The organism is Mesorhizobium sp. LCM 4576 (genome assembly GCF_001854815.1).
Lineage (GTDB): Bacteria > Pseudomonadota > Alphaproteobacteria > Rhizobiales > Rhizobiaceae > Mesorhizobium > Mesorhizobium plurifarium.
On the sequence record NZ_MDDT01000032.1, the window covers coordinates 1 to 22,829 of the forward strand.

General features: G+C 64.6%; 27 protein-coding genes and 1 pseudogene. 9 read left to right on the forward strand and 19 right to left on the reverse strand.

Features of this window, described 5'->3' with window-relative positions; all coding sequences use genetic code 11:
- Positions 1–295: 295 nt before the first annotated feature.
- The gene (locus LCM4576_RS20000; RefSeq protein WP_116390117.1) at positions 296–649 is read left to right on the forward strand and encodes a GNAT family N-acetyltransferase; all 354 of its coding nucleotides are present in this window, start codon (positions 296–298) and stop codon (positions 647–649) included.
- 450 nt (positions 650–1,099) lie between these two features.
- Here LCM4576_RS20000 and LCM4576_RS20005 read toward each other — a convergent pair whose 3' ends face one another.
- Both LCM4576_RS20005 and LCM4576_RS20010 read right to left on the reverse strand, forming a co-directional pair.
- Positions 1,100–1,369 (reverse strand): type II toxin-antitoxin system prevent-host-death family antitoxin, encoded by a 270-nt coding sequence (locus tag LCM4576_RS20005; RefSeq protein WP_040988000.1) that lies wholly within the window; start codon positions 1,367–1,369, stop codon positions 1,100–1,102.
- Between the two features lie 69 nt (positions 1,370–1,438).
- Complete coding sequence (locus LCM4576_RS20010) at positions 1,439–1,846, reverse strand: ACT domain-containing protein (protein WP_071034110.1); 408 nt, start codon at positions 1,844–1,846, stop codon at positions 1,439–1,441.
- Between the two features lie 137 nt (positions 1,847–1,983).
- Between LCM4576_RS20010 and LCM4576_RS20015 the strand changes: the two genes are divergently transcribed.
- From LCM4576_RS20015 to LCM4576_RS20025, 3 genes are all read left to right on the forward strand, one after another.
- On the forward strand, positions 1,984–2,394 hold the full coding sequence (locus LCM4576_RS20015; RefSeq protein WP_041010961.1) for a DoxX family protein: 411 nt from the start codon (positions 1,984–1,986) through the stop codon (positions 2,392–2,394).
- A gap of 11 nt (positions 2,395–2,405) precedes the next feature.
- Positions 2,406–2,933 (forward strand): SRPBCC family protein, encoded by a 528-nt coding sequence (locus LCM4576_RS20020; protein WP_071034113.1) that lies wholly within the window; start codon positions 2,406–2,408, stop codon positions 2,931–2,933.
- Positions 2,934–3,080: 147 nt separating this feature from the next.
- Entirely contained in the window at positions 3,081–3,344 is a 264-nt protein-coding gene (locus LCM4576_RS20025) for a YMGG-like glycine zipper-containing protein (RefSeq protein ID WP_040987857.1), read from the forward strand.
- A gap of 69 nt (positions 3,345–3,413) precedes the next feature.
- On the opposite strand, the gene rpsP is transcribed toward LCM4576_RS20025, so the two are convergent.
- The 5 genes from rpsP to LCM4576_RS20050 all read right to left on the reverse strand — a co-directional run bounded on the left by rpsP (position 3,414) and on the right by LCM4576_RS20050 (position 8,292).
- Positions 3,414–3,815, reverse strand: a complete 402-nt coding sequence (gene rpsP, locus LCM4576_RS20030; protein WP_071034115.1) for a 30S ribosomal protein S16 — start codon at positions 3,813–3,815, stop codon at positions 3,414–3,416.
- Positions 3,816–3,920: 105 nt separating this feature from the next.
- A complete protein-coding gene (locus LCM4576_RS20035) occupies positions 3,921–4,247 on the reverse strand; it encodes a chorismate mutase (RefSeq protein ID WP_040987861.1) in 327 nt (108 codons plus the stop codon).
- A 7-nt stretch (positions 4,248–4,254) separates the two neighbouring features.
- The gene (gene ffh / locus LCM4576_RS20040; protein ID WP_071034117.1) at positions 4,255–5,841 is read right to left on the reverse strand and encodes a signal recognition particle protein; all 1,587 of its coding nucleotides are present in this window, start codon (positions 5,839–5,841) and stop codon (positions 4,255–4,257) included.
- A 443-nt stretch (positions 5,842–6,284) separates the two neighbouring features.
- Positions 6,285–7,235, reverse strand: coding sequence for a CPBP family intramembrane glutamic endopeptidase (locus LCM4576_RS20045; RefSeq protein WP_071034119.1), 951 nt, complete (start codon positions 7,233–7,235; stop codon positions 6,285–6,287).
- A 451-nt stretch (positions 7,236–7,686) separates the two neighbouring features.
- On the reverse strand, positions 7,687–8,292 hold the full coding sequence (locus LCM4576_RS20050) for a DUF1236 domain-containing protein (RefSeq protein ID WP_041003101.1): 606 nt from the start codon (positions 8,290–8,292) through the stop codon (positions 7,687–7,689).
- Positions 8,293–8,740: 448 nt separating this feature from the next.
- Between LCM4576_RS20050 and LCM4576_RS20055 the strand changes: the two genes are divergently transcribed.
- Positions 8,741–9,544, forward strand: coding sequence for a lytic transglycosylase domain-containing protein (locus LCM4576_RS20055; protein ID WP_040988002.1), 804 nt, complete (start codon positions 8,741–8,743; stop codon positions 9,542–9,544).
- A gap of 403 nt (positions 9,545–9,947) precedes the next feature.
- Here LCM4576_RS20055 and LCM4576_RS20060 read toward each other — a convergent pair whose 3' ends face one another.
- Entirely contained in the window at positions 9,948–11,171 is a 1,224-nt protein-coding gene (locus LCM4576_RS20060; RefSeq protein WP_071034121.1) for an argininosuccinate synthase, read from the reverse strand.
- Between the two features lie 181 nt (positions 11,172–11,352).
- On the opposite strand from LCM4576_RS20060, the gene LCM4576_RS20065 reads away from it, so the two are divergent.
- Positions 11,353–11,994 carry a LysE family translocator gene (locus LCM4576_RS20065; protein WP_071034123.1) on the forward strand — a complete coding sequence of 214 codons (642 nt, stop codon included), beginning with the start codon at positions 11,353–11,355 and terminating at the stop codon, positions 11,992–11,994.
- 23 nt (positions 11,995–12,017) lie between these two features.
- On the opposite strand, the gene LCM4576_RS20070 is transcribed toward LCM4576_RS20065, so the two are convergent.
- From LCM4576_RS20070 to LCM4576_RS20080, 3 genes and pseudogenes are all read right to left on the reverse strand, one after another.
- Positions 12,018–12,485, reverse strand: coding sequence for a hypothetical protein (locus LCM4576_RS20070; protein WP_071034124.1), 468 nt, complete (start codon positions 12,483–12,485; stop codon positions 12,018–12,020).
- A pseudogene (gene rlmN, locus LCM4576_RS20075) lies at positions 12,482–13,713 on the reverse strand (23S rRNA (adenine(2503)-C(2))-methyltransferase RlmN). The gene LCM4576_RS20070 and the pseudogene rlmN overlap by 4 nt, the downstream one beginning before the upstream one ends.
- Positions 13,714–13,746: 33 nt before the next feature.
- Positions 13,747–15,405 (reverse strand): DHA2 family efflux MFS transporter permease subunit, encoded by a 1,659-nt coding sequence (locus tag LCM4576_RS20080; protein ID WP_244510851.1) that lies wholly within the window; start codon positions 15,403–15,405, stop codon positions 13,747–13,749.
- A 320-nt stretch (positions 15,406–15,725) separates the two neighbouring features.
- Here LCM4576_RS20080 and LCM4576_RS20085 point away from each other — a divergent pair, with 320 nt between their 5' ends.
- The gene (locus LCM4576_RS20085) at positions 15,726–16,025 is read left to right on the forward strand and encodes a hypothetical protein (protein ID WP_071034126.1); all 300 of its coding nucleotides are present in this window, start codon (positions 15,726–15,728) and stop codon (positions 16,023–16,025) included.
- A gap of 201 nt (positions 16,026–16,226) precedes the next feature.
- Complete coding sequence (locus tag LCM4576_RS20090; protein ID WP_071034206.1) at positions 16,227–17,576, forward strand: chloride channel protein; 1,350 nt, start codon at positions 16,227–16,229, stop codon at positions 17,574–17,576.
- On the opposite strand, the gene LCM4576_RS20095 is transcribed toward LCM4576_RS20090, so the two are convergent.
- From LCM4576_RS20095 to LCM4576_RS20125, 7 genes are all read right to left on the reverse strand, one after another.
- Complete coding sequence (locus LCM4576_RS20095) at positions 17,566–17,787, reverse strand: hypothetical protein (protein WP_071034128.1); 222 nt, start codon at positions 17,785–17,787, stop codon at positions 17,566–17,568. The two genes, LCM4576_RS20090 and LCM4576_RS20095, sit on opposite strands and share 11 nt — an antisense overlap.
- A 127-nt stretch (positions 17,788–17,914) precedes the next feature.
- The gene (locus tag LCM4576_RS20100) at positions 17,915–18,193 is read right to left on the reverse strand and encodes a hypothetical protein (RefSeq protein ID WP_071034130.1); all 279 of its coding nucleotides are present in this window, start codon (positions 18,191–18,193) and stop codon (positions 17,915–17,917) included.
- A 94-nt stretch (positions 18,194–18,287) separates the two neighbouring features.
- Positions 18,288–19,073, reverse strand: coding sequence for an anti-sigma factor (locus tag LCM4576_RS20105; RefSeq protein ID WP_071034131.1), 786 nt, complete (start codon positions 19,071–19,073; stop codon positions 18,288–18,290).
- Positions 19,060–19,593, reverse strand: coding sequence for a sigma-70 family RNA polymerase sigma factor (locus LCM4576_RS20110; protein WP_071034132.1), 534 nt, complete (start codon positions 19,591–19,593; stop codon positions 19,060–19,062). The genes LCM4576_RS20105 and LCM4576_RS20110 overlap by 14 nt, the downstream gene beginning before the upstream one ends.
- Before the next feature lie 446 nt (positions 19,594–20,039).
- Entirely contained in the window at positions 20,040–20,543 is a 504-nt protein-coding gene (locus LCM4576_RS20115; RefSeq protein ID WP_071034134.1) for an invasion associated locus B family protein, read from the reverse strand.
- 257 nt (positions 20,544–20,800) lie between these two features.
- Positions 20,801–21,163, reverse strand: a complete 363-nt coding sequence (locus LCM4576_RS20120; RefSeq protein WP_040988006.1) for a YkvA family protein — start codon at positions 21,161–21,163, stop codon at positions 20,801–20,803.
- A 192-nt stretch (positions 21,164–21,355) separates the two neighbouring features.
- Positions 21,356–21,649, reverse strand: a complete 294-nt coding sequence (locus tag LCM4576_RS20125; RefSeq protein ID WP_071034208.1) for a 4a-hydroxytetrahydrobiopterin dehydratase — start codon at positions 21,647–21,649, stop codon at positions 21,356–21,358.
- Positions 21,650–21,752: 103 nt separating this feature from the next.
- On the opposite strand from LCM4576_RS20125, the gene LCM4576_RS20130 reads away from it, so the two are divergent.
- Positions 21,753–22,262, forward strand: a complete 510-nt coding sequence (locus LCM4576_RS20130; RefSeq protein WP_071034136.1) for a low molecular weight protein-tyrosine-phosphatase — start codon at positions 21,753–21,755, stop codon at positions 22,260–22,262.
- Here the strand turns inward: LCM4576_RS20130 and thpR are convergent.
- On the reverse strand, positions 22,169–22,762 hold the full coding sequence (gene thpR / locus LCM4576_RS20135; protein ID WP_040987891.1) for an RNA 2',3'-cyclic phosphodiesterase: 594 nt from the start codon (positions 22,760–22,762) through the stop codon (positions 22,169–22,171). The genes LCM4576_RS20130 and thpR overlap by 94 nt on opposite strands.
- Positions 22,763–22,829 lie beyond the last annotated feature (67 nt).

Here is a 22,829-nt window from a genome sequence, read left to right on the forward strand (position 1 = left end):
CGAACACCGCTCCATCGGCCTTCAAAAAACGCCTCATTAGCCCAACAAACAGAAATCACTCCCCCGTGCAAAGCCCTCCTTGTGGGAGAAGGTGGATCGGCGCGCAGCGCCGAGACGGATGAGGGGTGCTCCAGCGGAGTGAGACGCTGGCAATCCCTTGAGCACTGCCGTTTCCAGGTTGAGTGTATTTCATGATCGGCGTTCAGCCTGCTGATGTCGTCCTGCGCCAGCCACTGGCCCGGACGCCGCCGCCATCGCCAAGCTCCTGCGCGCCTCACTCAGCGCCTTCGACTGGATGCCAGTCCTGCATACGCCGGAGGAAGATCTCTTCTTCATCCGTGACATCCTGCTGCCCAATCAGCAAGTGACGGTTGTCGTCGCCGGCGAATCCATCATCGGCTTCATTGCCGTCAACGGCGATTGGGTCGAGCAGCTCTATCTCGATCCTGCCTGGACAGGGCAAGGCATCGGCAGCCGGCTGCTTGCCCAAGCCACGGCCGGCATGCGATCGATCAAGCTCCGTTGCTTCCAGGCGAATACTGGCGCACAGCGCTTCTACGAACGCCACGGTTTTCGTGCCGAAGCCTTCGGCGACGGATCGGCCAATGAGGAAAGCCTGCCGGATATTCTCTATGTGCTCAGGCGCTGAGCCAAGCCGAAGGAGCTCAATCGCGAGACACGGGGTGGCCTTGCCCTGCTGCCCAAATGGCCCTGAAGCGCACCATCATTGACTGATATAGGCGTGGTGGGAGGAGGCCGTATTCATAACGGTCGAGTGTGCCCGGTACTGGACGAAGATCATATCCTGGCCACACGAAGCGGTTGCCCTCATGCAGCATCACCCATGAACGCTCGCCGTCTAGGCCAAGATGGCGTTTGACCGCCGCCGGCAACTCGATTGCAAGCGACGTGTCATTTGGCGGTACATGCGTGACAGGCACACAGTTATGGCTAAGCCTTCGGCTCCTCGATCGATGGCAAGCACTACGACACAAGGGCGATCTTTCCGTCCCTCCTCTTGTCCAGCTATGTGCTCATGGTGCCACAAATARGCGTAAGAAATGACTTGGYCGAGCTGTGGCTTGGGAAGCGGCATACCTTATTTTTCATCAAGCAAGGCGTTGAGATGATCGTGTTCCGATGACATGCGACCGTTGGTGATCATCTCGATTTCGTCCAGTGTCAGGTCCTTAGTTGCAAACGACTGCCGAGCCAGATTCTTGTAGCGCTGGAGGTCCTCATACTCGACGGCCGAGACGAAATAGCCGGTGGGACGGCCGTGGCTCATCACGGCAACAGGCTCCCGCTGCACGATTTCACGGTAGCGGCCGAAGTTACGTGCGAACTCTGTGGCTGGAACTTCGCGCATTGCAGTCATCCAAAATTGCGTAATTTACACATATATCACAAATTACGCAATTTACGGGCATTCGTCAACTCAGCTACCGCTGTCCATTGCCAATTGCCGCAGCATCGCCAGCGCTTCCTCCRCCCGCTCGGCCGGCACGAACAGATGGTCGTGATAGAAGGCCGAGACCGGATTGACGCCCATGCCGGTCCTTGCCAGCCGCGTCGTGATGGYGGCGAGGAAGCCGACGGCTTCGAGYGAGGAATGGATGTCGAGCGTGATCATCCGGCAGCGGAACGTGCCGGCGAGACCGGCGGCTTTCGCTTCTTCCTCCGTCACGATCAGCGTCAGGCCCTCGCGCTCGCGAAACTGCATGACGGGTTCGAGCCCCGCCGGGATCGGCACGCCAGGCGCCAGCCTGGCGAACAGGTAGGTCCTGGCAAGCAGTCGGGGCGTCATTGACGCCAACAGCCTCTGCAGATCGGTCTCGCCGGTCATCCTGTTTCCTTGCGCTCGATTCATTCGCACTGAATTTGGAAAAGCGCGACCCACCCTGTAGGATCGCCGCGGGGTTCTCCGTCCTTGGTCCGAAGCTGGCAGAAAGCCAGCCCTGGAATCAACTGGAGGGAACATCCATGAGCATTTCCGAAGCCGCGCCTGCTTCAAAAGGCGCTTTGTGGACCGGGCGCGCGCTCAGCGCCGTGGTCGTCCTGTTCATGGTCTTCGACGGCGTCATCAAGCTGCCGCCGCTCGAAATCGTCACCCTGACGATGACCGAACTCGGTTGGCCGGCCGACGCCAATGTCGCGCGGCTGCTCGGCGTTGTCGGGCTGATCTCGACCGCGCTCTATGCCCTGCCGCGCACCTCCGTGCTCGGCGCCATCCTGCTCACCGCCTATATGGGCGGCGCGATTTCGACCCATGTGCGGATCGGCAACCCGCTGTTCTCGCACACGCTGTTCGGCGTCTATCTCGGCGTTATCCTGTGGGGCGGTCTTTTCCTGCGCGACGCCAGGGTGCGCGCGCTGATCCCGTTCTCGCGATAGGGAGAAAAGAGATGTTTGCCACCATCCTCCTCGTCCTGGTCGTCGTCATCGCCGCCGTGCTCGTCTATGCCGCGACCCGGCCGAACGATTTCGTCGTCACTCGCTCGGCCAGCATCAAGGCGCCGGCGGAGACGATCTTCCCGCTGATCAACGATTTCCGGCGCTGGCCCGAATGGTCGCCCTTCGAAAAGCTGGACCCCGGGATGCAGCGCATGCTGTCCGGCGCCGACAGCGGCAAGGGCGCGGCCTATGCGTGGGAAGGCAATTCCAAGGCCGGCAAGGGCCGTATGGAGATCACAAATTCGGTGCCGTCGTCGCAGGTCGCGCTCAAGCTCGATTTCGAGAAGCCGTTCCGGGCCAACAACACCGTGGACTTCACGCTTTCGCCCTCCGGCGAGGGCACGACCGTCACCTGGGCGATGCGCGGCGCGAGGCCCTTCATCGCCAAGCTGATGGGCCTGTTCATGAATTTCGATGCGCTGATCGGCAGGGATTTCGAGGCCGGGCTCGACAATCTCAGACGCGCCACCGAGCGGTGAAAGCCTATTTATTTCAATCGTCTGACAGCGGTTGCGAGATTCTTGGCCGGCCCCGCGCCGGCCAATCTTCGTTGTTCCAGGGATCAAATTAGCCGTCTGCGAGTTTAGACCATGGCGGCGAGGACGGCGCTTGAGAGAGGAACAGCAATGAAGAAAGCAATTACCATCCTGGTGCTGACGATGGCGCTTGGCGCCTGCTCGCAAACGGAAAAGGGCGCTGCGATCGGCGGACTGGGCGGTGCGGCGGTCGGCGCGGCGGTGGCGGGCGATCCGGTGCAGGGCGCGGTGGTCGGCGGCGCCGTTGGCGCGGTCGCCGGCGCATTGATCGGCCATGCCAGCGAGGCCGGCCAGTGCCGCTACCGCGACCGTTACGGGCGCGTCTACGTCGCAAGATGCCCGTCCGGCTACTGAGACGTTAGGCTGATCCAAAGAAAAACGGCGGGCATGAGCCCGCCGTTCTCGTAAGCGAAAGGGCCGCGATTACTCGGCGGTGGCGGCTTCCGCCTCGGCCGGCGCCGCGGTCGCGGCGGCAACTGCCGCGGCGGCGTCTTCCTGCGCCTTCTTCAACAGGGCAGCGCGTTCCTGCGCCTTCTTGCCGGGCAGGGCCTTGTTCGGGTTCGAGCGGGCTTCGCGCTTGRCAAGGCCGGCCTCGTCGAGGAAGCGCAGCACGCGGTCGGTCGGCTGGGCGCCGTGCGACAGCCAGTGCTTGACGCGGTCGGCGTCGACCTTGACGCGCTCGCCGTCCTTCGGCAGCAGCGGGTTCCAGGAACCCAGCGACTCGATGAAACGGCCGTCGCGCGGCGAACGGGCGTCGGCGACGACGACATGGTAGTAAGGACGCTTCTTCGAGCCCGCACGGGCCAGTCTGATCTTCAGTGCCATTCTTTTCTCCTAAAGCTCTGATTTCGTTCATTAATCCCGGCTGAGTCCTTGTTGCGCATGTCGTTATCCCAAAACCGCGAAGCACTTTTGGGCGACATGCACAGGTCAGCCGGCTTTTGCAGCGCCGTTGGCAGCGGCGATCTGTTCGTGATGGCGGATGACCTCGCGGACGACGAAGTTCAGGAACTTCTCCGCGAAGTCGGGGTCGAGATGCGCGTCGTTCGCCAACTGGCGAAGTCGGGCGATCTGCTGCTGCTCGCGCGCCGGGTCGGCGGGCGGCAGGCCATGCTCGGCCTTGAGCACGCCGACCGCCTTGGTGCAGCGGAAGCGCTCGGCCAGCATATGGATGAGGGCTGCATCGATGTTGTCGATCGAAGCGCGGTAGCCCGCCAGGATGGCGCGTGCGTCGGCCATGTCTTTCTCCTCGTTCATCGCCCCCTCACTTCTTCTTGCCCAAACCGGGCAGCCCACCGCCGCCCAGGCCCRGAAGCTTCATGCCGCCGGGCAGGCCCGGCAGCCCGCCGCCGGGAAGTCCGCCGGGCAAGCCGCCCGGCAGGCCCTTGCCGAGGCCGGCGGCCTGCGCCTGCTTCTGCAGGGCCTCGAGCTGCTTGGGATCCATCTTGGAGAGGTCGGGCATGCCCCCCATACCTCCCGGCATCATGCCGCCAAGGCCCATCTTCGAGGCAAGGCCGCCCATCATGCCGCGCATGAGGCCGCCGCCTTTGCCCTTGCCGCCCATCGCCTTCATCATGTCGGCCATGCCGCGATGCATCTTCAAGAGCTTGTTGATCTCGGCAGCATCCGTGCCGGAGCCGGCGGCGATGCGCTTCTTGCGCGAGTGCTTCAGGATATCGGGATTGGCGCGCTCGGCCTTGGTCATCGAGGAGATGATGGCGAGTTGGCGGCCGAACATCTTGTCGTCGAAGCCGGCGGCGGCCAGCTGGTCCTTCATCTTGCCCATGCCGGGCATCATTCCCATGATGCCGCCCATGCCGCCCATTTTCGACATCTGCTGAAGCTGCTGGGCGAGGTCGTTCAGGTCGAACTTGCCCGACTGCATCTTCTTGGCCATCRCCGCCGCCTGCTCGGCGTCGATGGTCTCGGCGGCCTTCTCGACAAGCGAGACGATGTCGCCCATGCCGAGGATGCGGTCGGCGATGCGCTTGGGGTGGAATTCCTCCAGCCCGTCCATCTTCTCGCCGGTGCCGATGAGCTTGATCGGCTTGCCGGTGACGGCGCGCATGGAAAGCGCTGCGCCGCCGCGGCCATCGCCGTCCATGCGGGTCARCACAAGGCCGGTGATGCCGACGCGCTCGTCGAAGCTCTTCGCCAGATTCACGGCGTCCTGGCCGGTCAGCGAATCGGCGACCAGCAGGATTTCGTGCGGGCTCGACACCTTCTTGATGTCGGCCATCTCGACCATCAGCGGCTCGTCGATATGGGTGCGGCCGGCGGTGTCGAGGATGACGACGTCATGGCCGCCGAGCCTGGCCGCCTGCACGGCGCGCTTGGCGATATCGACCGGGCTCTGGCCGGCGATGATCGGCAGCGTCGCGACCTTGGTCTGCTCGCCGAGTTGGCGCAGCTGCTCCTGTGCTGCGGGCCGCCGCGTGTCGAGCGAGGCCATCAGGACTTTCTTGTTCTGGCGCTCGGTCAGCCGCTTGGCGATCTTGGCCGAGGTGGTCGTCTTGCCGGAGCCCTGCAGGCCGACCATCATGACGACGACGGGCGCCGGCGCGTTGAGGTCGATGGCCACACCCTCGGCGCCCAGCATGTCGACCAGTTCGTCATGGACGATCTTGACGACCATCTGTCCGGGCTTGATCGACTTCAGCACCGCCGCGCCGACCGCCTTCTCGCRCACCTTGTCGGTAAAGGAGCGAACCACCTCCAGCGCGACGTCGGCCTCGAGCAGCGCACGGCGCACCTCGCGCAGCGCCGCCGAGACATCCGCCTCGGACAGCGCGCCGCGGCCGGTCAGGCCGTTCAGGATCGAACCAAGGCGCTCTTGTAGGGTCTCAAACATTGATCAGACCACGGTGCGAGAGCGCCTTGGATTCATGCTGATCCCTGTCGGGCCTGCGGCCCTCCACGCCTCTTGGGCGTTCCTGGAGTGATTCAAACATTCTCTTTCCTTTTCCCTGGCACCTGCGGATGCCCGAGAGGTAGTGCGTTCGCGCCGGGTCGCCAAGCAAAAGCGCAAAGCCAAAAAGCACCCGGGGGCRCATCGCGCTGCCGGGTGTTGGCCTCCAGGATCTCTTTACAGCTCTTGCCTCGCTGAGGCTTCGGCGTCCTGGTCGGCTTTCGCGAAAGAAAACTCGTCGCGGAATTCAGCGGCTCTAGACAGGAAATCGGCCGCGGAGTCAAGGCTAATGCATGTCGCGCAAAAGTGCGCAGCGGTTTTGCGGCAACGACATGCATCAAAAAACGATGCTCAAATCCGGCCAAAACGCTGCGATTTGAGGCGGCTTAAAGCGCGCTTTGGCTGCTTGTTCCGACCCTGAGCGGCGAGCGCGGATACAAAAGCAGAAGCATCGTCAAAAGCGTGCTGACGATGCCGATCGCGGCGATCAGCACGGCGTCGAGATTGGTCCAGCCGGGACCCTCGAGCGRCTTGGCGTTGAGCAGGGCAAAGCCATTATAGCCTTCCTGGTGCGAGATCAGCAGGAAACCGGTCAGATTGTTGCCGAGATGAGCGCCGAGACCGGCGCCGAGATTGCCGGTGACATAGACCAAAAGCGTGAGCAGCAGGGCAAAGGCGCCGATCGAGACCAGGACGCAGGCGTTGATGGCAAGCGTAGAGTCCGAGTTCCAGTGCAGCGACGTGAACAGCAGCCCGGGCAGCAGCGCCCAGATCAGCGGGCTCCGGAAACGATAGGCGAGGCCGCGCAGCAGATAGCCGCGAAACAGTATTTCTTCCGACGAGGTCTGCAGGAAAGCGAGCAGCACGATCGGGATGAGGAACAGCAGCCAGGACGACAACGCGAACGGTCCGCGCGCGATCTCCGGCTGCAGCCAGTACAGCAAGACCTCGGAGAAGAGCGAGGTGWTCAGAACCGCGACCAGGCCCTTGAGGAAATCGCCGCCCGCGATACGTCGGCTGGCGCCGAAGAGCGCGGACAGCGGCTCGCCGTGAACGAAGCGCATCGCCACCCACAGGCCGATCCAGATGCCGGCGAAGGAGGTCAGCGCGCTCAGGATTCCGGTGGGCGAWGCCAGGAAGTCCTGCATGTAGCGCCCGGTCGAGGGGCCGGGCAGGCGCCAGACGATGTAGACATAAGTGCCGGCAAACAGCACCAGAGCCGTCATCGCCATCCAAAAGGCGATGACGATCGCCGTGCCGAAGAACAGGCGCGGCAAATTGGTCCTTTCGTTCGGCGAGCGGCGATAGCCCTCGAAGGCGGCATTCTCGATCGTCACGCGGCTCCCCTGCCGAAGGCTGTGGGCGTGCAATCTAGAAGATCGCCGGTTACCGCGCGATTACTTCAACCGGACTACCCGCTGAATTGCGGCGCTTCGAGCRCAGAATGCGGCGCGACGTCCGAAGTTCGTCATCCTATGGCGAAGCAAGGAGCGAAGCGACGCAGCGCAGACCATAGGATCCATGCCGTTACATCTGAGCGATGCTAGCGATGCAGAAAAGCCCTTGGTTCTGCACCGCCTCTACCCTTCGCGCGACGTCACGGCATGGATCCTCGGGTCTACGCGTCCGCTTCGCTTCCGCTCCGCCCGTGGATGACGAAGTTCGGAAGCTTCGGCCAATTCCAAACGTATGCGGCGCGGCATCGAACAGATGCAGGCGGCCTGAGCCGCCGGCACAAAAAACGGCCGCCATCGCCGGCGGCCGCTCTTCTCGTGGCGATCAAACCGATCAGCGCATCACATAGACGATGCGCCGCGTGCCGGGGTCGACGAGCGCGGGCTGGTTGTTCACATAGACATAGCGATACCGGTAATCGGGGATCTCGCGCAGCTCGACCGTGTCGGGCAGCGTGGCGCCGGTCACCACCTCGCCGTCGAGATAGACCGGGTCGACCCGGTGCGTGGTGACATAGGTGCCGACCTCGGCCGGCGGCCTGCCGATCGACTCGATGGCGTCGTCGTTGGAGACGATGGCGCCGGTGTAGGTATCGGTGGTGTAGATGTTGTCGGTCGGTGGCGCCACCACGGCGATTTCAGCATTGGCGGGGCGACGGGTCACGACGACGCGGCTGCCGCCGAAATCGCCCGTCACGTAGTCGGAATAGACCCAGCCATTGCCGCCTGCCTCTGCGATCGTGCACCATTTGCTGTTCTGGATGCAGCCCGTGAGCGTGGCGGACTGGCCGGCGGCCAGCACGCCGATAACGGGATATTGCGGGCCGGGGCCCGCGCGCACATTGAGGTCGGCCACCGCCGAGACGGCGGTGTCGGCCAGGGCCGTGCCCGACATGGCGAGCAGCGCGCCGGCAAGCGCCGGAAACAAGACGCGGTTCATGGTTTCACTCCGTTTTCAAAACGCTCCCTCGGGCTCGAAAACGAAACCAAAGCTTATGCGTTCCGGCTAACATGCCTTTCGGCCGCTCACGAATTGTTCCACGGTTTTTCGGCATGCCCGTCAAAAGGGCGTGAGCGGGCGTAGTATTTCCGGGTCTCCCGGACTATGTCGCCGCGAGTCGGATGGATGACCCGCCGGTCCGGGCGCCGAGAAGGCCGGGCAAAGTCCGGCCGCTCGCAGCGCTTGCTCCGCGCCAAGCTCCGGCGCCGACGGTCACGACATCGATGCGTTTCATGAGGCAAGCCCGCCACACCTGACGGCCGATCGTAGGCAATTGCCCTTCTTTCGCCGATGTCGGGTGCCACGTCCCCGCGGGGGCGGTGACAACCAGGCGTTTCGCTGGCAAATTCGCAACCGGGACGTGATTCAAGGCAACCAGGAGAAGGACATGGCATTTTTTGCCAAAGGAAGGATTTTCGCGGCCGCCGCGGCGGTAGTGGCGATGCTTGGGCTGGCGACGGGGGCTGAAGCCGCGGCCAGCTGCGGCAAGAACGGCGCCGGCTTCGACGCCTGGAAGCAGGACTTCGCCGCCGAGGCGAAAGCCAACGGCGTCGGCCAAAGGGGCCTTTCGGCGCTGGCCGGGGCGACCTATGCGACAAGGACGATCGCCGCCGACCGCGCCATCCACAAGGCCTTCAGCGGCTCGGTGGAGGCCTTCATGAAGCGTCGCGGCGCGTCCGCCATCATCTCGCGGGGGCGCGCGCTGAAGAAGGCGAACGCGGCGATGTTCGCCAACATCGAGCGGACCTATGGCGTGCCGCCGGGCGTGCTGCTCGCCATCTGGGGCATGGAGACCGGCTTCGGCGCCTCGATGGGCAACCAGAACACCGTGTCGGCCATCCTGACGCTCGCCTATGACTGCCGCCGCCCCGACTACTTCACCCCGCATGCCATCGCGGCGCTTAAGCTCGTCGATCGCGGCGCGCTCAGCGCCTCCTCGGTCGGCGCCATGCATGGCGAGATCGGCCACACCCAGTTCCTGCCCGGAAACGTGCTGAAATACGGCGTCGGCAGCGGCAATTTGCGCGACCGCAACACGGCGCTCGCCTCGACCGCCAACTTCCTCAAGGCTCATGGCTGGCATGCCGGCGCGAGCTACGAGGCCAATATGGGCGCGATCGCCGGCTGGAATTCGGCCAGCGTCTACCAGCAGGCCATCGCCCGCATCGCCGAGGCGATCGACGCGGATTGAGCAAATATCTGTATTGAGCAGAACAGCCCGGCTTGCGCCGGGCTTTTTGTCCTCACGGCCTGGGCGACCTGCCCCGACAGCCGTTCCGTCGTCATTCCAGGGCGGAGCAAGGAGCGGAGCGACGCGCGCAGACCCTGGAATCCATGCCGTTACGCCAAGGCGTTGCTGCGGTTACAGAATTCTGCACCGTTGCACGCTRCCAGAGGTCACGGCATGGATACTCGGGTCAAGCCCGAGTATGACGACGTCACCGGGGTTTCGGCCAATCGCCAACGTCGGTGCCTGAAGCGACCCACAGCCACCTTCAGCCACAGCGCCTTTCCACCTAGTGTCGGAACCAACCCCGCATGCGCCGCTGGCGGGCATCTCCCCCGAGGGACCTTCCCGGGGAAGATCAGCAGCTTCAGCCCTTGYGGTTCCTCGCGGCCAGCGTCCGCAGCCTCAATCCATTCAGCCGGATAAAGCCCTCGGCGTCCTTCTGGTCGTAGGCGCCGCGGTCGTCCTCAAAGGTGACCAGCGCATCGGAATAGAGCGTCTTCTTCGACTTGCGGCCGGTGACGATGACATTGCCCTTGTAGAGCTTCAGCCRCACCGTGCCTTCGACATCTTCCTGGCTCTTGTCGATCATCGCCTGCAGCATCACGCGCTCGGGCGAGAACCAGAAGCCGTTGTAGATGAGCTCGGCATAACGCGGCATGAACTCGTCCTTGAGGTGCGCCGCGCCCCGGTCGAGCGTGATCGATTCGATCGCGCGGTGGGCGGCGATCAGGATCGTGCCGCCAGGGGTCTCGTAGACGCCGCGCGACTTCATGYCGACAAAACGGTTCTCGACGAGGTCGAGGCGGCCGATGCCGTTGTCGCGGCCGAGGTCGTTCAGCGCCGCCAGCATGGCGGCCGGCGACAGTTTCTTGCCGTTGAGCGCGACCGGATCGCCCTTGAGGAATTCGATCTCGATCTCGGTGACGACATCGGGCGCGTCCATCGGCGAGACGGTGCGCTGATGCACGAATTCCGGCGGCTCGGTCCACGGATCCTCCAGCACCTTGCCCTCAGAGGACGAGTGCAGAAGGTTGGCGTCGACCGAGAAGGGCGCGTCGCCGCGCTTGTCCTTCGGCACCGGGATCTGGTGCTGCTCGGCGAAGTTGAGAAGATCGGTGCGCGACTTGAACGACCAGTCGCGCCATGGCGCGATGACCTTGATGTCGGGGTTCAGCGCGTAAGCCGACAATTCGAAGCGGACCTGGTCGTTGCCCTTGCCGGTCGCTCCATGCGCAATCGCGTCGGCGCCGGTCTCCCTGGCGATCTCGACCAGATGCTTGGAGATCAGCGGCCGGGCGATCGAGGTGCCGAGCAGATAGGTGCCTTCATAGACGGCGTTGGCGCGGAACATCGGGAAGACGAAGTCGGCGACGAATTCCTCGCGCACGTCCACGATGCGGATGTCCTTGATGCCCATCATCTCGGCCTTGCGGCGCGCCGGTTCCAGCTCGCCGCCCTGGCCGAGATCGGCGGTGAAGGTGACGACCTCGGCGCCGAGCTCGGTCTGCAGCCATTTCAGGATGATGGAGGTGTCGAGGCCGCCGGAATAGGCGAGCACGACTTTCTTGACATTCTTGGTCTTGGACATTTTTGGCGGTTCCGCGGGAAAAGAGCTTCGCGGGCGAGTATCACGGCCCTTCCGGGCGGCGCAAGAGACGAACGGCCGCGTGCTATAGCCCAGCCTGGGCCAGATGTTTGTCCCGGCAGATGCTGGCAGCGGCCGGAGGGCCGCGTTATACGCTGCGAAATCTTTTGCCAGGACCGCCCGTATGTCCTTCATTCCCGACACTTCGACGCTGATCCAGTTCGCCATCGCCACCGTCATCCTGGCAATCACGCCCGGGCCGGACATGACGCTGTTCGTGTCRCGAACGCTGAGCCAGGGCCGCGCCACCGGCTTCGCCTCGATGGCCGGCGCGCTCTGCGGCACGCTGATCCACACCACGCTGGTGGTGGTCRGCATCTCGGCGCTGATCGTCGCCTCGCCGATGGCCTTCTTCGCCTTGAAGATCTTCGGCGCCGGCTATCTGGTGTTCCTGGCCTGGCAGGCGATCGCCAAGGGCTCGGCCTTCTCGCCGGAGAAGAGGACGGGACCGCAAGTCYCCTTGTTCCGCAGTTGGGCGGCCGGACTCGGCGTCAACCTGCTCAATCCGAAGATCATCCTGTTCTTCATGACCTTCCTGCCGCAATTCGTCTCCGCGCACGATCCGAACGCGTCCGGGAAACTGTTCTTCCTCGGCATGATGTTCATCGCGCTGTCGATCCCGGTGACGGCGCCGATGGTGCTGGCGGCGGAGAAGTTCTCGGCGGCGATGAAGGCGAGCCCCCGCRTCACGCGCGTGGTCGACTATCTGTTCGGCGGCGTGTTCTCGGCCTTCGCGCTCAAGATACTGACGGCGCAGGCGAAGTAGACCCTCGCGCTTGCAGGCGCGGGTCAGGCTTCCAGATCGGGCAGCGCCGCGCGGCGCCAGCTTCCGGCCCAGCGGCCGGCGGAGAGCCAGTAGAAGATGCCGCCGACCATGCCGCAGCCGATCACGGCCAATCTGGCGTTGGTCGCGGTGACATCGAAATTGGCGTCGCCCACGCTATGCGCGAAGCCCAGGAAGACGACGGCGATGACGGCGCCGCCAAGCGCATAGAACAGCCAGTCGCGCCGGCCGAGCACTTCGGCGATCAAAATGACGACCGCCGCCGGCATGAAGGCGAAATAGGCGACGAACAGCGCCACGAAAGGCACCGAGAAATAGAGCGAGGCGGTCGCCGTCGGCTCGGGATTGGCCGGCGTGTAGCCGAGATGCGCCAGGACCAGGATATTGAGGAAGGCGCTCGCCGCCAGCGAGCCGACGACATAGCCGACCAGGATGACGGCAAAGCGGACGAGATAGGCGATGAGGCGCCTCACGCCTCGCCGTGCCCCGCGATCATCATGGCCTCCAGCGCCAGGCGGTCCACTTTGCGCATGCGCTCGGATTCCGACTTCAGCTGGCCGCAGGCGGCGAGGATGTCGCGGCCGCGCGGCGTGCGGATCGGCGAGGCATAGCCGGCGTTGTTTATGTAGTCGGCAAACTTCTCGATCGTCTCCCAGTCCGAGCACTGGTAGTTGGTGCCGGGCCAGGGATTAAATGGGATCAGGTTGATCTTGGCTGGAATGCCCTTCAGGAGCTTCACCAGCGCCTTGGCGTCGTCGAGGGAATCGTTGACGTCCTTCAGCATCACATATTCGAAGGTGATGCGCTTGGCGTTGGAGAGGCCGGATAGGCCTTGCAGGCGGCGATCAACTCCTTCAGCGGGAACTTCTTGTTGATCGGCACCAGAAGGTCGCGCAAATCGTCATTGGTGGCGTGCAGCGAGATCGCCAGCATGACGCCGATCTCCTCGCCGGTGCGGGCGATCTCCGGCACAACGCCCGAGGTCGACAGCGTGATGCGGCGCTTCGACAGGGAAAGCCCGTCGCCGTCGGAAGCGATCAGCAGCGCCTTCTTCACCGCCTCGAAATTGTAGAGCGGCTCGCCCATGCCCATCATGACGATGTTGGACACTTTTCTGCCCTCGGCCGGCACGATGGCGCCGTCCGGCGTGTCGCGGTCGGGGAAGTCGCCCAACCGGTCGCGCGCGGTCAAGAGCTGCGCCAGGATCTCTTCCGTCGTCAGGTTGCGCACCAGCTTTTGCGTGCCGGTGTGGCAGAAGGAGCAGGTCAGCGTGCAGCCGACCTGCGAGGAGATGCAGAGCGTGCCGCGGCCCTCCTCGGGGATATAGACGGTCTCGATCTCGACCGGCCGGCCGGCGCCGCGCGGCGGAAAGCGGAACAGCCATTTGCGCGTGCCGTCGGAAGAGATCTGCTCCTCGACGATCTCCGGCCGCGCCACGGTGAAATGCTTGTCGAGCTCGGCGCGAAGGTCCTTGGAAATGTTGAACATATGGGCAAAGTCGGAGACGCCGCGCACATACATCCAGTGCCAGAGCTGCTGGGCGCGCATCTTGGCCTGTCGTTCCGGCACGATGCCGGCGCCGACCAGGGCTTCGCCGAGCTCGGCGCGGGTCAGGCCGATCAGCGACGGCTTCTCGGCCGGTGCTGCGCGGCGCAAGGCGTCACGGGCGCCTTCGGCGGTAAGATCAAGCGAAACGGTCATGGTGGCGCCAATATAAGCGATTTGCGGCCGATTTCAGCATCGGCCGCACAGGAAGCGCGGCGCATAGCACAGCTCGGCGCCGGAGTCATGCGCGCTCCTCCTTCCCCCCTTGTGGGGGAAGGTGGATCGGCGCGCTAGCGCCGAGACGGATGAGGGGTGTTCCAGGGAAAGCCAACGTCTCACTCCGCTGGAGCACCCCTCATCCGTCGCCTTCGGCGACACCTTCTCCCACAAGGGGAGAAGGGAGAGACGGCAGCGCCCTACTCCCGAAGCTTCCGTCTTGCGGCGATGGCCGCTGACCTGCGCGCCGTCTTCCGGGTGCAGGAAGAAGAAACCCGGAATGGCAAGCAGCGGGATGACCGCCGTCAGCAGGAACGCCCAGTGGAACTGGTCCGCCGTCGGCGCATGGACCTCACCGGAGACGAGGCCGAGCACCATGGCGGCGATGGAGACGCCGAGCGAGACGCTGAGCTGCTRCAGGATGCCGCCGAGGCTGGTGGCGCGGCTGAGCTTTTCCGCCGGCAGGTCGGCATAGGAGAGCGTGTTGGACGACATGAACTGCGCCGAACGGACGATGCCGAAGAAAAAGACATAAAGGCAGATCGCCCAATGCGGGGTATCGGCGCTGAGCAAGGCAAAGCCCGCCACGGCAACAGAGCCGACCACGGCGCTGCCGCTCAGCACGGCCTTGAAGCCGAAGCGCCGCAGGAAGAACGACAAGAGCGGCCGCATCAGAAGCGCGCCGAAGCTGCCGACGAAGGTCAGCGAGCCGGAGGTGACCGGGCTCATGCCGAAGCCGACCTGCAGCATCAGCGGCAACAGGAACGGCGCGCCGTTGAGGCCGATGCGGCACAGCCCCCCGGCGAGCGTGCCGACCCAGAAGGAGCGAAAGCGGAACAGCGTGAGATCGACCGCCGGCGCGGTGACGCGGCGCGCATAGCGGCCGAAGGCGAAAAGCAGCAGGACCGATGCGGCCAGCACCAGCACCGTCGCCAGCGAGGAAATGATCGGCCTGCCGATATTCTCCAGGCCGAATTGCAGGAGTGCGGCACCGGCGCCGACCATGAGGAAGCCGGCGAAGTCGAAAGGCTGGGCGTCTTCCTCGTGGAAATCGTCGACGAAGCGCAAGGCGGCGAAAATGYCGATGAGGCCGAACGGCACGTTGACGTAGAAGATCCAGCGCCAGGAGGCATAGGTGGTCAAGAGGCCGCCGAGCAGCGGACCGATGACGGGACCGATGATCGCCGGCAAGGTCATGTAGGTCATGGCGGTGATCAGCCCGCTGCGCGGAAAGGAGCGCAGCAGGATCAGCCGTCCGACCGGCGTCATCATGGCGCCGCCCAGCCCCTGCAGCGCGCGCATGGCCAAAAGCATGCCGACGCTATCGGCCACGCCGCACAGGACCGAGCCGAGGGTGAAGGTGAAGAGCGCTAGCGCGAAGATCTTTCGCGCGCCGAACCGATCGGCGAACCAGCCGCTGACCGGGATGAACACGGCCAGGGTCAGGATGTAGGTGGTGATCGCCAGGTTGAGCCGGACCGGCGTGGTGTCGAGGCTTTGCGCGATTGCGGGGATAGCGGTTGTGAGGATGGTGGAATCGAGCTGTTCCATCAGGAAGGCGATGGCGACGATTGCCGGGATGATCAGCTTGAGACGCGGGTCGCGCTCGGTCGCAAAGAGATGCTGTTCCAATTGTCCGCCAGTTCCGTCGCGCAGGAAGCGATACCCCGCTGCGAGCCATCCGCAATCAAGCCGGCGTCGATGTCGTGCGGCCCAGCCGGCCCGGCCCCCCACCGCACCGGACTGCTTTATGTCCCGACCGATGCGAAGCGATAGCGATTTCGACTGGCACAGAGGTCAACAAATGTTGACCCCTGCCTGCGCCAGAGGCGCGACGCTGCCGGCTGCCGCCATGAAGCCCGATCACATATTCGTGTTGGCGTAACCATTCGAGCCGAATCCGCGAACCTGAAAGGGGCGACCATGCCCCTCAAACAATGGGAGTTGTTCAGATGCACTCGATCAAGTTCGCACTCATCGCCGGCCTCGCCGGTCYTTCCGCCTCGCAGGCCCTTGCCGAGGACAYGATGGGCGCCATGACCATGATGAAGGGCGGGCAGGTCACCGCGATCATGCCGGACGGCCACATGGGCACCATGATGCCGGACGCCAAGATGAGCGCCGAGATGATGAAGATGGCCAAGCCGATCAAGCATTGCATGATGATGATCACCGACGCCAAGGGCAAAGCCTATATGATCGACACCTCGACCAAGAAGGTCCAGGCCGAGTGCGAAAAAATGGCGATGTAACCTCGCCGATCCTGCATGCCGACCTTCCCGCCGGCCGGTATGCCGGCGGGCTATCCGCCTTCCGGCGACATCTCTGGCGAGCCTTCCAGCCGCGTTCCTCGAGCGCCGTTTCCCGACCTTGCTGRCATAGCGCCGGGCAGCCCTCGCGGGTTGATCGGCCCGGCGAGTGTGCTAGGGCGGGTGACCATCAAGAGGACGGTCATGGCCGGCATATCCCGAAAATACCGATTGCTGCGGCGCTCGCAGGCGATGTGGGTGTCGCGGCGCGTCTGGCAGCCGCGTCTCGTCTTCTGGGCCGGCGCCATCTCGATCGGCCTGATCAGCGTCCTGTTCGCCCTGCTCGCCGACCGCGCGCAGGCCGTGTTCCATGTCATGACGGGCAATGACGGCTGGCGCTTTTACCTGCCCCTGGTCGTGACGCCGCTTGGGTTCGTGCTCTGCGCCTGGCTTGCGCATTCCTTCTTCCCGGGATCGCAAGGCAGCGGCATTCCGCAGGCGATCGCGGCGCGGCATCTGCGCGACGAGGACGACCGCAGCCGCATCCTGTCGCTCAAGCTGGTGGTGGGCAAGATCGCGCTCACCATCGTCGGCCTCGCCTGCGGCGCCTCGATCGGCCGCGAGGGGCCGACCGTGCAGGTCGGCGCCTCGGTGATGTTGCAGGCGGCGCGCTGGGGCGGCATGGCGCAGGCTCGGGGCCTGATCCTGGCGGGTTCCGCAGCCGGCATCGCCGCCGCCTTCAACACGCCGCTCGCCGGCATCGTCTTCGCGATCGAGGAAATGGGCCGCGCCTATGAGGCGCGCACCAACGGGCTGGTGCTGACGGCGGTGATCCTGGCCGGCCTCGCCTCGCTCGGATTGCTCGGCAACTATACCTATTTCGGCGTCGCCAAGGACACGGTCGCCTTCGCCGCCGACTGGCCGCTGGTGCTCGCCTGCGGCATCATCGGCGGCGGTGTCGGCGCATTGTTCTCGCTGCTGGCCTTGAAGGTCATGCGCCGCATCCGGCGTTGGAACGCGCTGCTGCCGCTGCCGCGCGCGCTGGTCGTGGCGGCCGTCTGCGGGTTCGCCGTGGCTATAATCGGCGTCGCGTCCGGCGGGCTGACATTCGGCACGGGCTATGTGCAGGCGCGCGGCGCGATCGAAGGCACGCCGCTGCCGGCCTTCTTCTTCGTCGAGAAATTCGCCGCCGGCCTCCTGTCGATGGTGTCGGGCATTCCGGGCGGCCTCTTCGCGCCGTCGCTGGCGGTGGGCGCGGGGCTGGGCAGCACRCTCGGCCTGGCCTTCGGCACGGCCACGGGAACCGCGGCGCTGCTCGGCATGGCCGGCTATTTCGCCGGCGTCGTGCAGGCGCCGATGACGGCCTTCGTCATCATCCTCGAAATGACCGGCAACCACGACAATGTGATCGCGCTGATGTGCGCGGCGATGCTGGGCTACGGCACGGCGAGGCTCATCTCCAACGAGCCGCTCTACCACGCGCTGTCGCGCGTCTTCATCGCCGAGGCGATCYGGCGGCGCAGGGCTGAGACGAGCGAAGCGGTCAAGGCGTAGCGGCTCGAAAGTGGGTCGTGGCCAGGACGAGGCGCGACCCCTGCGGATAATATCTGCGCRAGGCAGCCGCCTGGTCGGCGAGGCCGGCGCCGTTCCATCCGCACAGCTCGCCGCCGAGCAGCCAGTTCTCCTGCTCGCCACTCGTCATCGCGGCGATGTAGTCTCCATCGCAGGGATAGCCGATCAGCGCGACTTCCTCGTAATCTTCCAATCTGCGTATCGCAATCGCCTTCTCGCGCGAAAACGGCCCGGCAACCCCAAGCCAAGATGCCGGGCCGTAGGGGAAACGCCCGCGCGCAGCGCTTCCCGGGTCACCTTCCCCGGGGCACCGTCCCGAGTCACATTGGGGGACCGGTGACCTGTGGCGGCGTCTCGTTCGTGCAGGCGATCAGCGGGAGGGTCGCAGCCCGCAGCCGTGCTTGCGACAGCCACAATTGACGGTGCTCCCGTGCCAGGCCCTTCATGGCGGCGCGAGCCGCCGAGGTGATCTCGAATGYGCCGCAGGCGGCACACTGGAACTCCACCTTGCGGGCCGTGACCTCGGCTTCCAGGGACACCCTGGCGCAAACCGGGCAGGTGGACGGATAGTATCTCCTTTCGAACGACAGGACGTTCATCGCGTGAGCCCATCCGGCGGCATGCGGCAGGGGCGGGTTTTGAACTCCAGCATCGGGCGCATTCTTTCCCTTCCACAACAACCGGCGGCCGCGATCAGCCCCTTGTCTTGGGCGCAACGCTGCGGCGCGTGGCGACCTCGATCTGCTTTGCTTCCACTTCGAGCCGATCCGGCGCGGCCGATCCCATCAACGCGTAGGCCGTGCCTCCCGACTGCCAATAAACCGTCGGGACGCGGCCGTCGGTGGCCGGCGTCGGGGGAACGGCGTCCTCGCCGTTCATCGGCGCGGCCACAAGCGTGATGCGCCCGACGCTTGGCGTATCGRCCGTCACGACCAGGCTCTGCTGTCCGTTCCAGGGCTGAACCTGGACATCCTTGACCGCCCATGACGAGGGCAATGTCGGCATGCTGACGTTGACGGCGCCAACCAGCCGCTGGATCTTGTCCTGCTTGAGCTCGACGCCCTTTTCGGGACCCGCGTTGAGCTGCGCGACGCGCAGCGCATCGCGCGYGGCCAGGATGAAGGTTTGATCCGCCGTCTTGCCGCCCTGGCGAAGCGGCACGGTCAGCGAGTTGGCCGACCATCCGATAGCGACCAGCGCGACGGCGGCGATCTGAAGCCTGAGCATGGCGAACATCCGCCTGCGGCGAAGCGCCTGTTCCAACTGTCTCGCCTTGTCGATGGTCGCACCCGGCGGAAACAATCGCCGCGGCTGGGAATCGCGCACCGCATCCATGCGCTGCGCGTGGGCAAACACCGCCGCGGCCAGTTCGGGCTCGCGGGCAAGCCGGGCTTGCAGCTCGGATCGCTGCGACGGCGACAATTCGCCATCCAGCAAACGGCCGATATCCTGTTCGGAAACGCGATTATCGGACCACATCACGCCCTCCAATGATCTTCAAATGACKGGAAGTTCCGCTGTCCATATTTTCCATGTGGTTCTTCAGGGCCGTCCGAGCCCGGCTGAGGCGGGACATCACGGTTCCGGTCGGCACGCCCAGCAGTTCGGCCGCTTCGGCATAGGTGAAGCCCAGCACACCGACGAGATGGAGTATTTCGGCCTGGTCGGTCGGCATCCGGGCAAGCGCCCTGCTCACGTTGGAGAGTTCGGCGCTGTGCTCCTGCGGCGGCGGCGAGGCCGCATCCGACATGTCGGCGATGGATGCAAGACGCCGCCTGTCGGCATCGGCCCGGCTGGCGCCGGTGAAGAAGGTGTTGCGGACAATTCTGATCAGCCAAGGCAGCAGCGGCCGGGAGGGATCGTAGCTGCCGGCCATCGACAGCGCCCGGGCGAGCGCCTCCTGCACCAGGTCGTCGGCGTCGGWATCATTGCCGGTGAGCACCCTGCCGTAACGCCACAAATCCTCCAGATGCGGTATGACGTCGAACTTCGCTTTCATCCCATCTCATACCGCTCGTCGCATCTGTCCATGTCATGCCGCCCGTCTTATCCCGCGTCGAYGCGCGCCGGGCCTACCTTAGCTCACCRCTCAGCCGAAGCCGGCATGAAGGCGGCCCAGCGGTCAGGGACAGGGACAGGCAACCGCTGGGCCGGATGGGAGCGTGCTCCTCCCGACTGCAAGCCCTGAAAGACGCCAGTGCTTGYCGCTCCCTGTTTTCGACGTGGCCTTGGACATGGCCATGCACCTCAAAGAGCGTTCTCCCTCTTTTGCCCTATCTACCGGTCTCGCCCGGAAACTATTCCGTCCCGCAGCRGAATTTTTTGAAGGATGGCCATTGGCAAATGCCGGTGCACGGAATCGGCCGACGCAAGGACGAAGCCCGAATGGCAAAAAGGCCGGATCTGGTGGCCCGGCCTTGCTTCAAATTCAGATGTCGTCCTGGCTTATTTGCACTTGGCGATGGAGGCCAGCGCTGCCGAGATGCCCTTCAGCGAAAAGACGTAGGAGGTCGGGTTGCCGCGGCCGGACTTGGCCTGCACCTTCATGTCGGAGCCGGTCTTCATGGCGGCGATCAGCACCGGCTCTTCCGCCGCGTTCTCGACCCAGGYCGACTTGCCGCGGGTGAACATCGAGAAGGTCTTCTTGTCGATGGTGACAGTGGCCTTCGAGCCTTCCTGGAAATTGTAGCCGGCGATGAACTGCGGCTCGTAGGAGACCTGCTGCCCGGGCCGCTGGCTGACGAAGAAGAACATGTCGCCATGGTCGAGCGTCGCCGGCTGCTTGTCGGTCGGCACGGTCAGCACATAGCAGACCTTGCCGGCGGCCGACTGATAGCTGTAGGTGCCCCAGGCATTGTGCTGGCCGATCTTGGTCGCCTGCTGCGCCAACACCGGCACTGCCGAGGCCACCAGGACCAGGCTGGAAACTATAGCAATCAATCCGCGCATCGTTCTTCCCGTATTCCAAATGGTGCGGAGGCGGGCCGCGTGGCGTCCTGCCGTCGCTTCATTTTGATTTAATCAGGGTTACCAAACGGTGAATTGTCCTCGAAGAAAAGGAACTCACCCCAGGAAACCGCCACCATCCGCGCCGCCACTGTGGATTGAGGCGGGCGCGACGTCCCGGCGCGGAGTTGGAGGCCACGAAAACGGCAAGAGTTTGTCTTTTCGCAGCTGCTGATTTGCGGATGTGAGGCGCGCCGCCATCAGCCCTTGTCGGCCAGCGCGTCCTTGGCGGCCTGCCTGTGGGCAGGCGTGATGTGGGCGCTGACGGCGGTGATCGCGGCGGTCAGCACGGCGAGGTCGTCGGTGTAGCCGAGGCCGACGACGAAATCGGGAATGAAATCGAACGGCAGGACGAAATAGCCGAGYGCGCCGAGCAGGGTGGCCTTGGCGCGCAGCGGCGTGTCCTTGTCCATGGCGCAGTAATAGGCGGCGACGACTTCGTCCATGAACGGAATCTGCCGCGCCGCCTTCTTGGCGGTGCGCCAGAATTTCTCGCGGACCTCGCCTTCGCCGGCGAGCTTGTCGCCGAAGCCGAAGAAATCGAAACCGGGACCTTGCGTCATCAATCGCTCCTTGGCGGTCGCGCGCATGCTTGCGCCGGCCTGCCGCGAAAGATGTGGTGAAAGAGGGGGGCTGCTGCAAGAGTTCGCGACGTCAGCACGCAGAAATCCGCAATGCTGGCGGGACAGCACCCCCCTCTGTCCTGCCGGACAGAGGGGGTGTGAAGGAACGCGGCGTCTCTTTGCGGTTCACTCCTACCCGAAATACCGGTTCATCCGCTTGGCCAGCTCGATATCCAGCGCCGTGACGCCGCCGGCGTCATGGGTGTTCAGGGTCACGTCGACGGTCTTGTAGACGTTCGACCAATCGGGGTGATGGTCCATCTTCTCGGCGGCCAGGRCCACGCGCGTCATGAAGGCGAAGGCTTCGGAGAAATTCTTGAAGACGAAGCTGCGCTTGATCGACGCGCCGTCGGCGGCGAGCGACCAGCCCTCGAGTTCCACCAGGGCCGCGGCGATCGCGTCCTTGCTGRGTTTTTCTCTCGTCATGATGATTTCCCATGCTATCTCGAATTGGCCCTCACCATAGTGCAAGTCGCCCCAAGGTGCTTTGCGGTTTTGGGGTTCCAAATGCACAAATGGCGCATATCGCATGAGCATAAAGCCCATAAATTCCATTCTGTTCGTCTGCCTCGGCAACATCTGCCGCTCGCCGCTGGCGGAGGGCGTGTTTCGCGCGGTGCTCGCCGAGCACGRCAAGGACCTTGCGATCGATTCGGCCGGGACCGGCGGCTGGCATGCCGGCGAAGAGCCGGACCGGCGCTCGATCGCGGTGGCCGCGCAGCATGGCGTCGACATTTCAGGGCAGAGGGCGCGCAAGGTGCTGCCTCAGGATTTCTCGCGCTTCGACCTGATCCTCGGCATGGACCGGGCGAATGTGCGCGACCTCAAGGCGCTGGCGCCACAGGCCGCACGCGACCGCGTCCATCTCTATCTGGACTTCGCGACCGGGACGGCCGTGGACGTGCCGGACCCCTATTATGACGGCGCCGAGGCCTTCGCCTCGGTCTACCGCATGATCCGCGAGGCGTCGGAGGCGCTGGCGAAGCGGCTCGAGGTCAGCGTTTCGCCGACCAGCGGCCAGGCTTCCTCGACGATGTAGGGGCCRCCGCCGACCGAATCGCGCGACGACATCAGGACGAAGCGGCCGACACGGAAGGGAAGCGCCGCGAAATTGCCGCGCGCCGAAAGATATTGCGCGACGTCGAGCGGGCTCGCATTGCGCAGGCGCGCCAGCGTCACATGCGGCGAGAACTTGCGCGGATCGGCCGGCAGGCCGAGCCGCTGGCAGATGCGGTCGATCTCGCCCTGCAGCGCCGTGAGATCCGGCGAGGGCGACACGCCGGCCCATACCGCATGCGGCTTCTTGCCGCCGAAGGCGCCGACGCCGGAGAGCGTCATCTGGAAGGCGGGGCGGTCCACCCTGTCGAGGGCGTTGGCGATCTCGTCGGCGACATGGCCCTCGACATCGCCGATGAAGCGCAGCGTCAGATGGTAGTTTTCGACATCGATCCAGCGTGCCCCGGGCAGCCCGCCCCGGAGCAGGGACAAGGAGAGAGCGGCGTCACGCGGAATTTCGAGGGCGGTGAAAAGACGTGGCATGTGAAGCCTCCTGTCCTCGAATCGAAACTCTCAGCCCTAGCGAATCATCGATATCAGCGCGGGGCAA

Excerpts from the sequence above, each read along its gene's own strand:
- LCM4576_RS20000 (WP_116390117.1), top strand. The coding sequence starts at position 296 with ATGCCAGTCCTGCATACGCCGGAGGAAGATCTCTTCTTCATCCGTGAC.
- LCM4576_RS20005 (WP_040988000.1), bottom strand. The coding sequence starts at position 1,369 with ATGCGCGAAGTTCCAGCCACAGAGTTCGCACGTAACTTCGGCCGCTAC.
- LCM4576_RS20015 (WP_041010961.1), top strand. The coding sequence starts at position 1,984 with ATGAGCATTTCCGAAGCCGCGCCTGCTTCAAAAGGCGCTTTGTGGACC.
- LCM4576_RS20020 (WP_071034113.1), top strand. The coding sequence starts at position 2,406 with ATGTTTGCCACCATCCTCCTCGTCCTGGTCGTCGTCATCGCCGCCGTG.
- LCM4576_RS20025 (WP_040987857.1), top strand. The coding sequence starts at position 3,081 with ATGAAGAAAGCAATTACCATCCTGGTGCTGACGATGGCGCTTGGCGCC.
- LCM4576_RS20035 (WP_040987861.1), bottom strand. The coding sequence starts at position 4,247 with ATGAACGAGGAGAAAGACATGGCCGACGCACGCGCCATCCTGGCGGGC.
- LCM4576_RS20050 (WP_041003101.1), bottom strand. The coding sequence starts at position 8,292 with ATGAACCGCGTCTTGTTTCCGGCGCTTGCCGGCGCGCTGCTCGCCATG.
- LCM4576_RS20055 (WP_040988002.1), top strand. The coding sequence starts at position 8,741 with ATGGCATTTTTTGCCAAAGGAAGGATTTTCGCGGCCGCCGCGGCGGTA.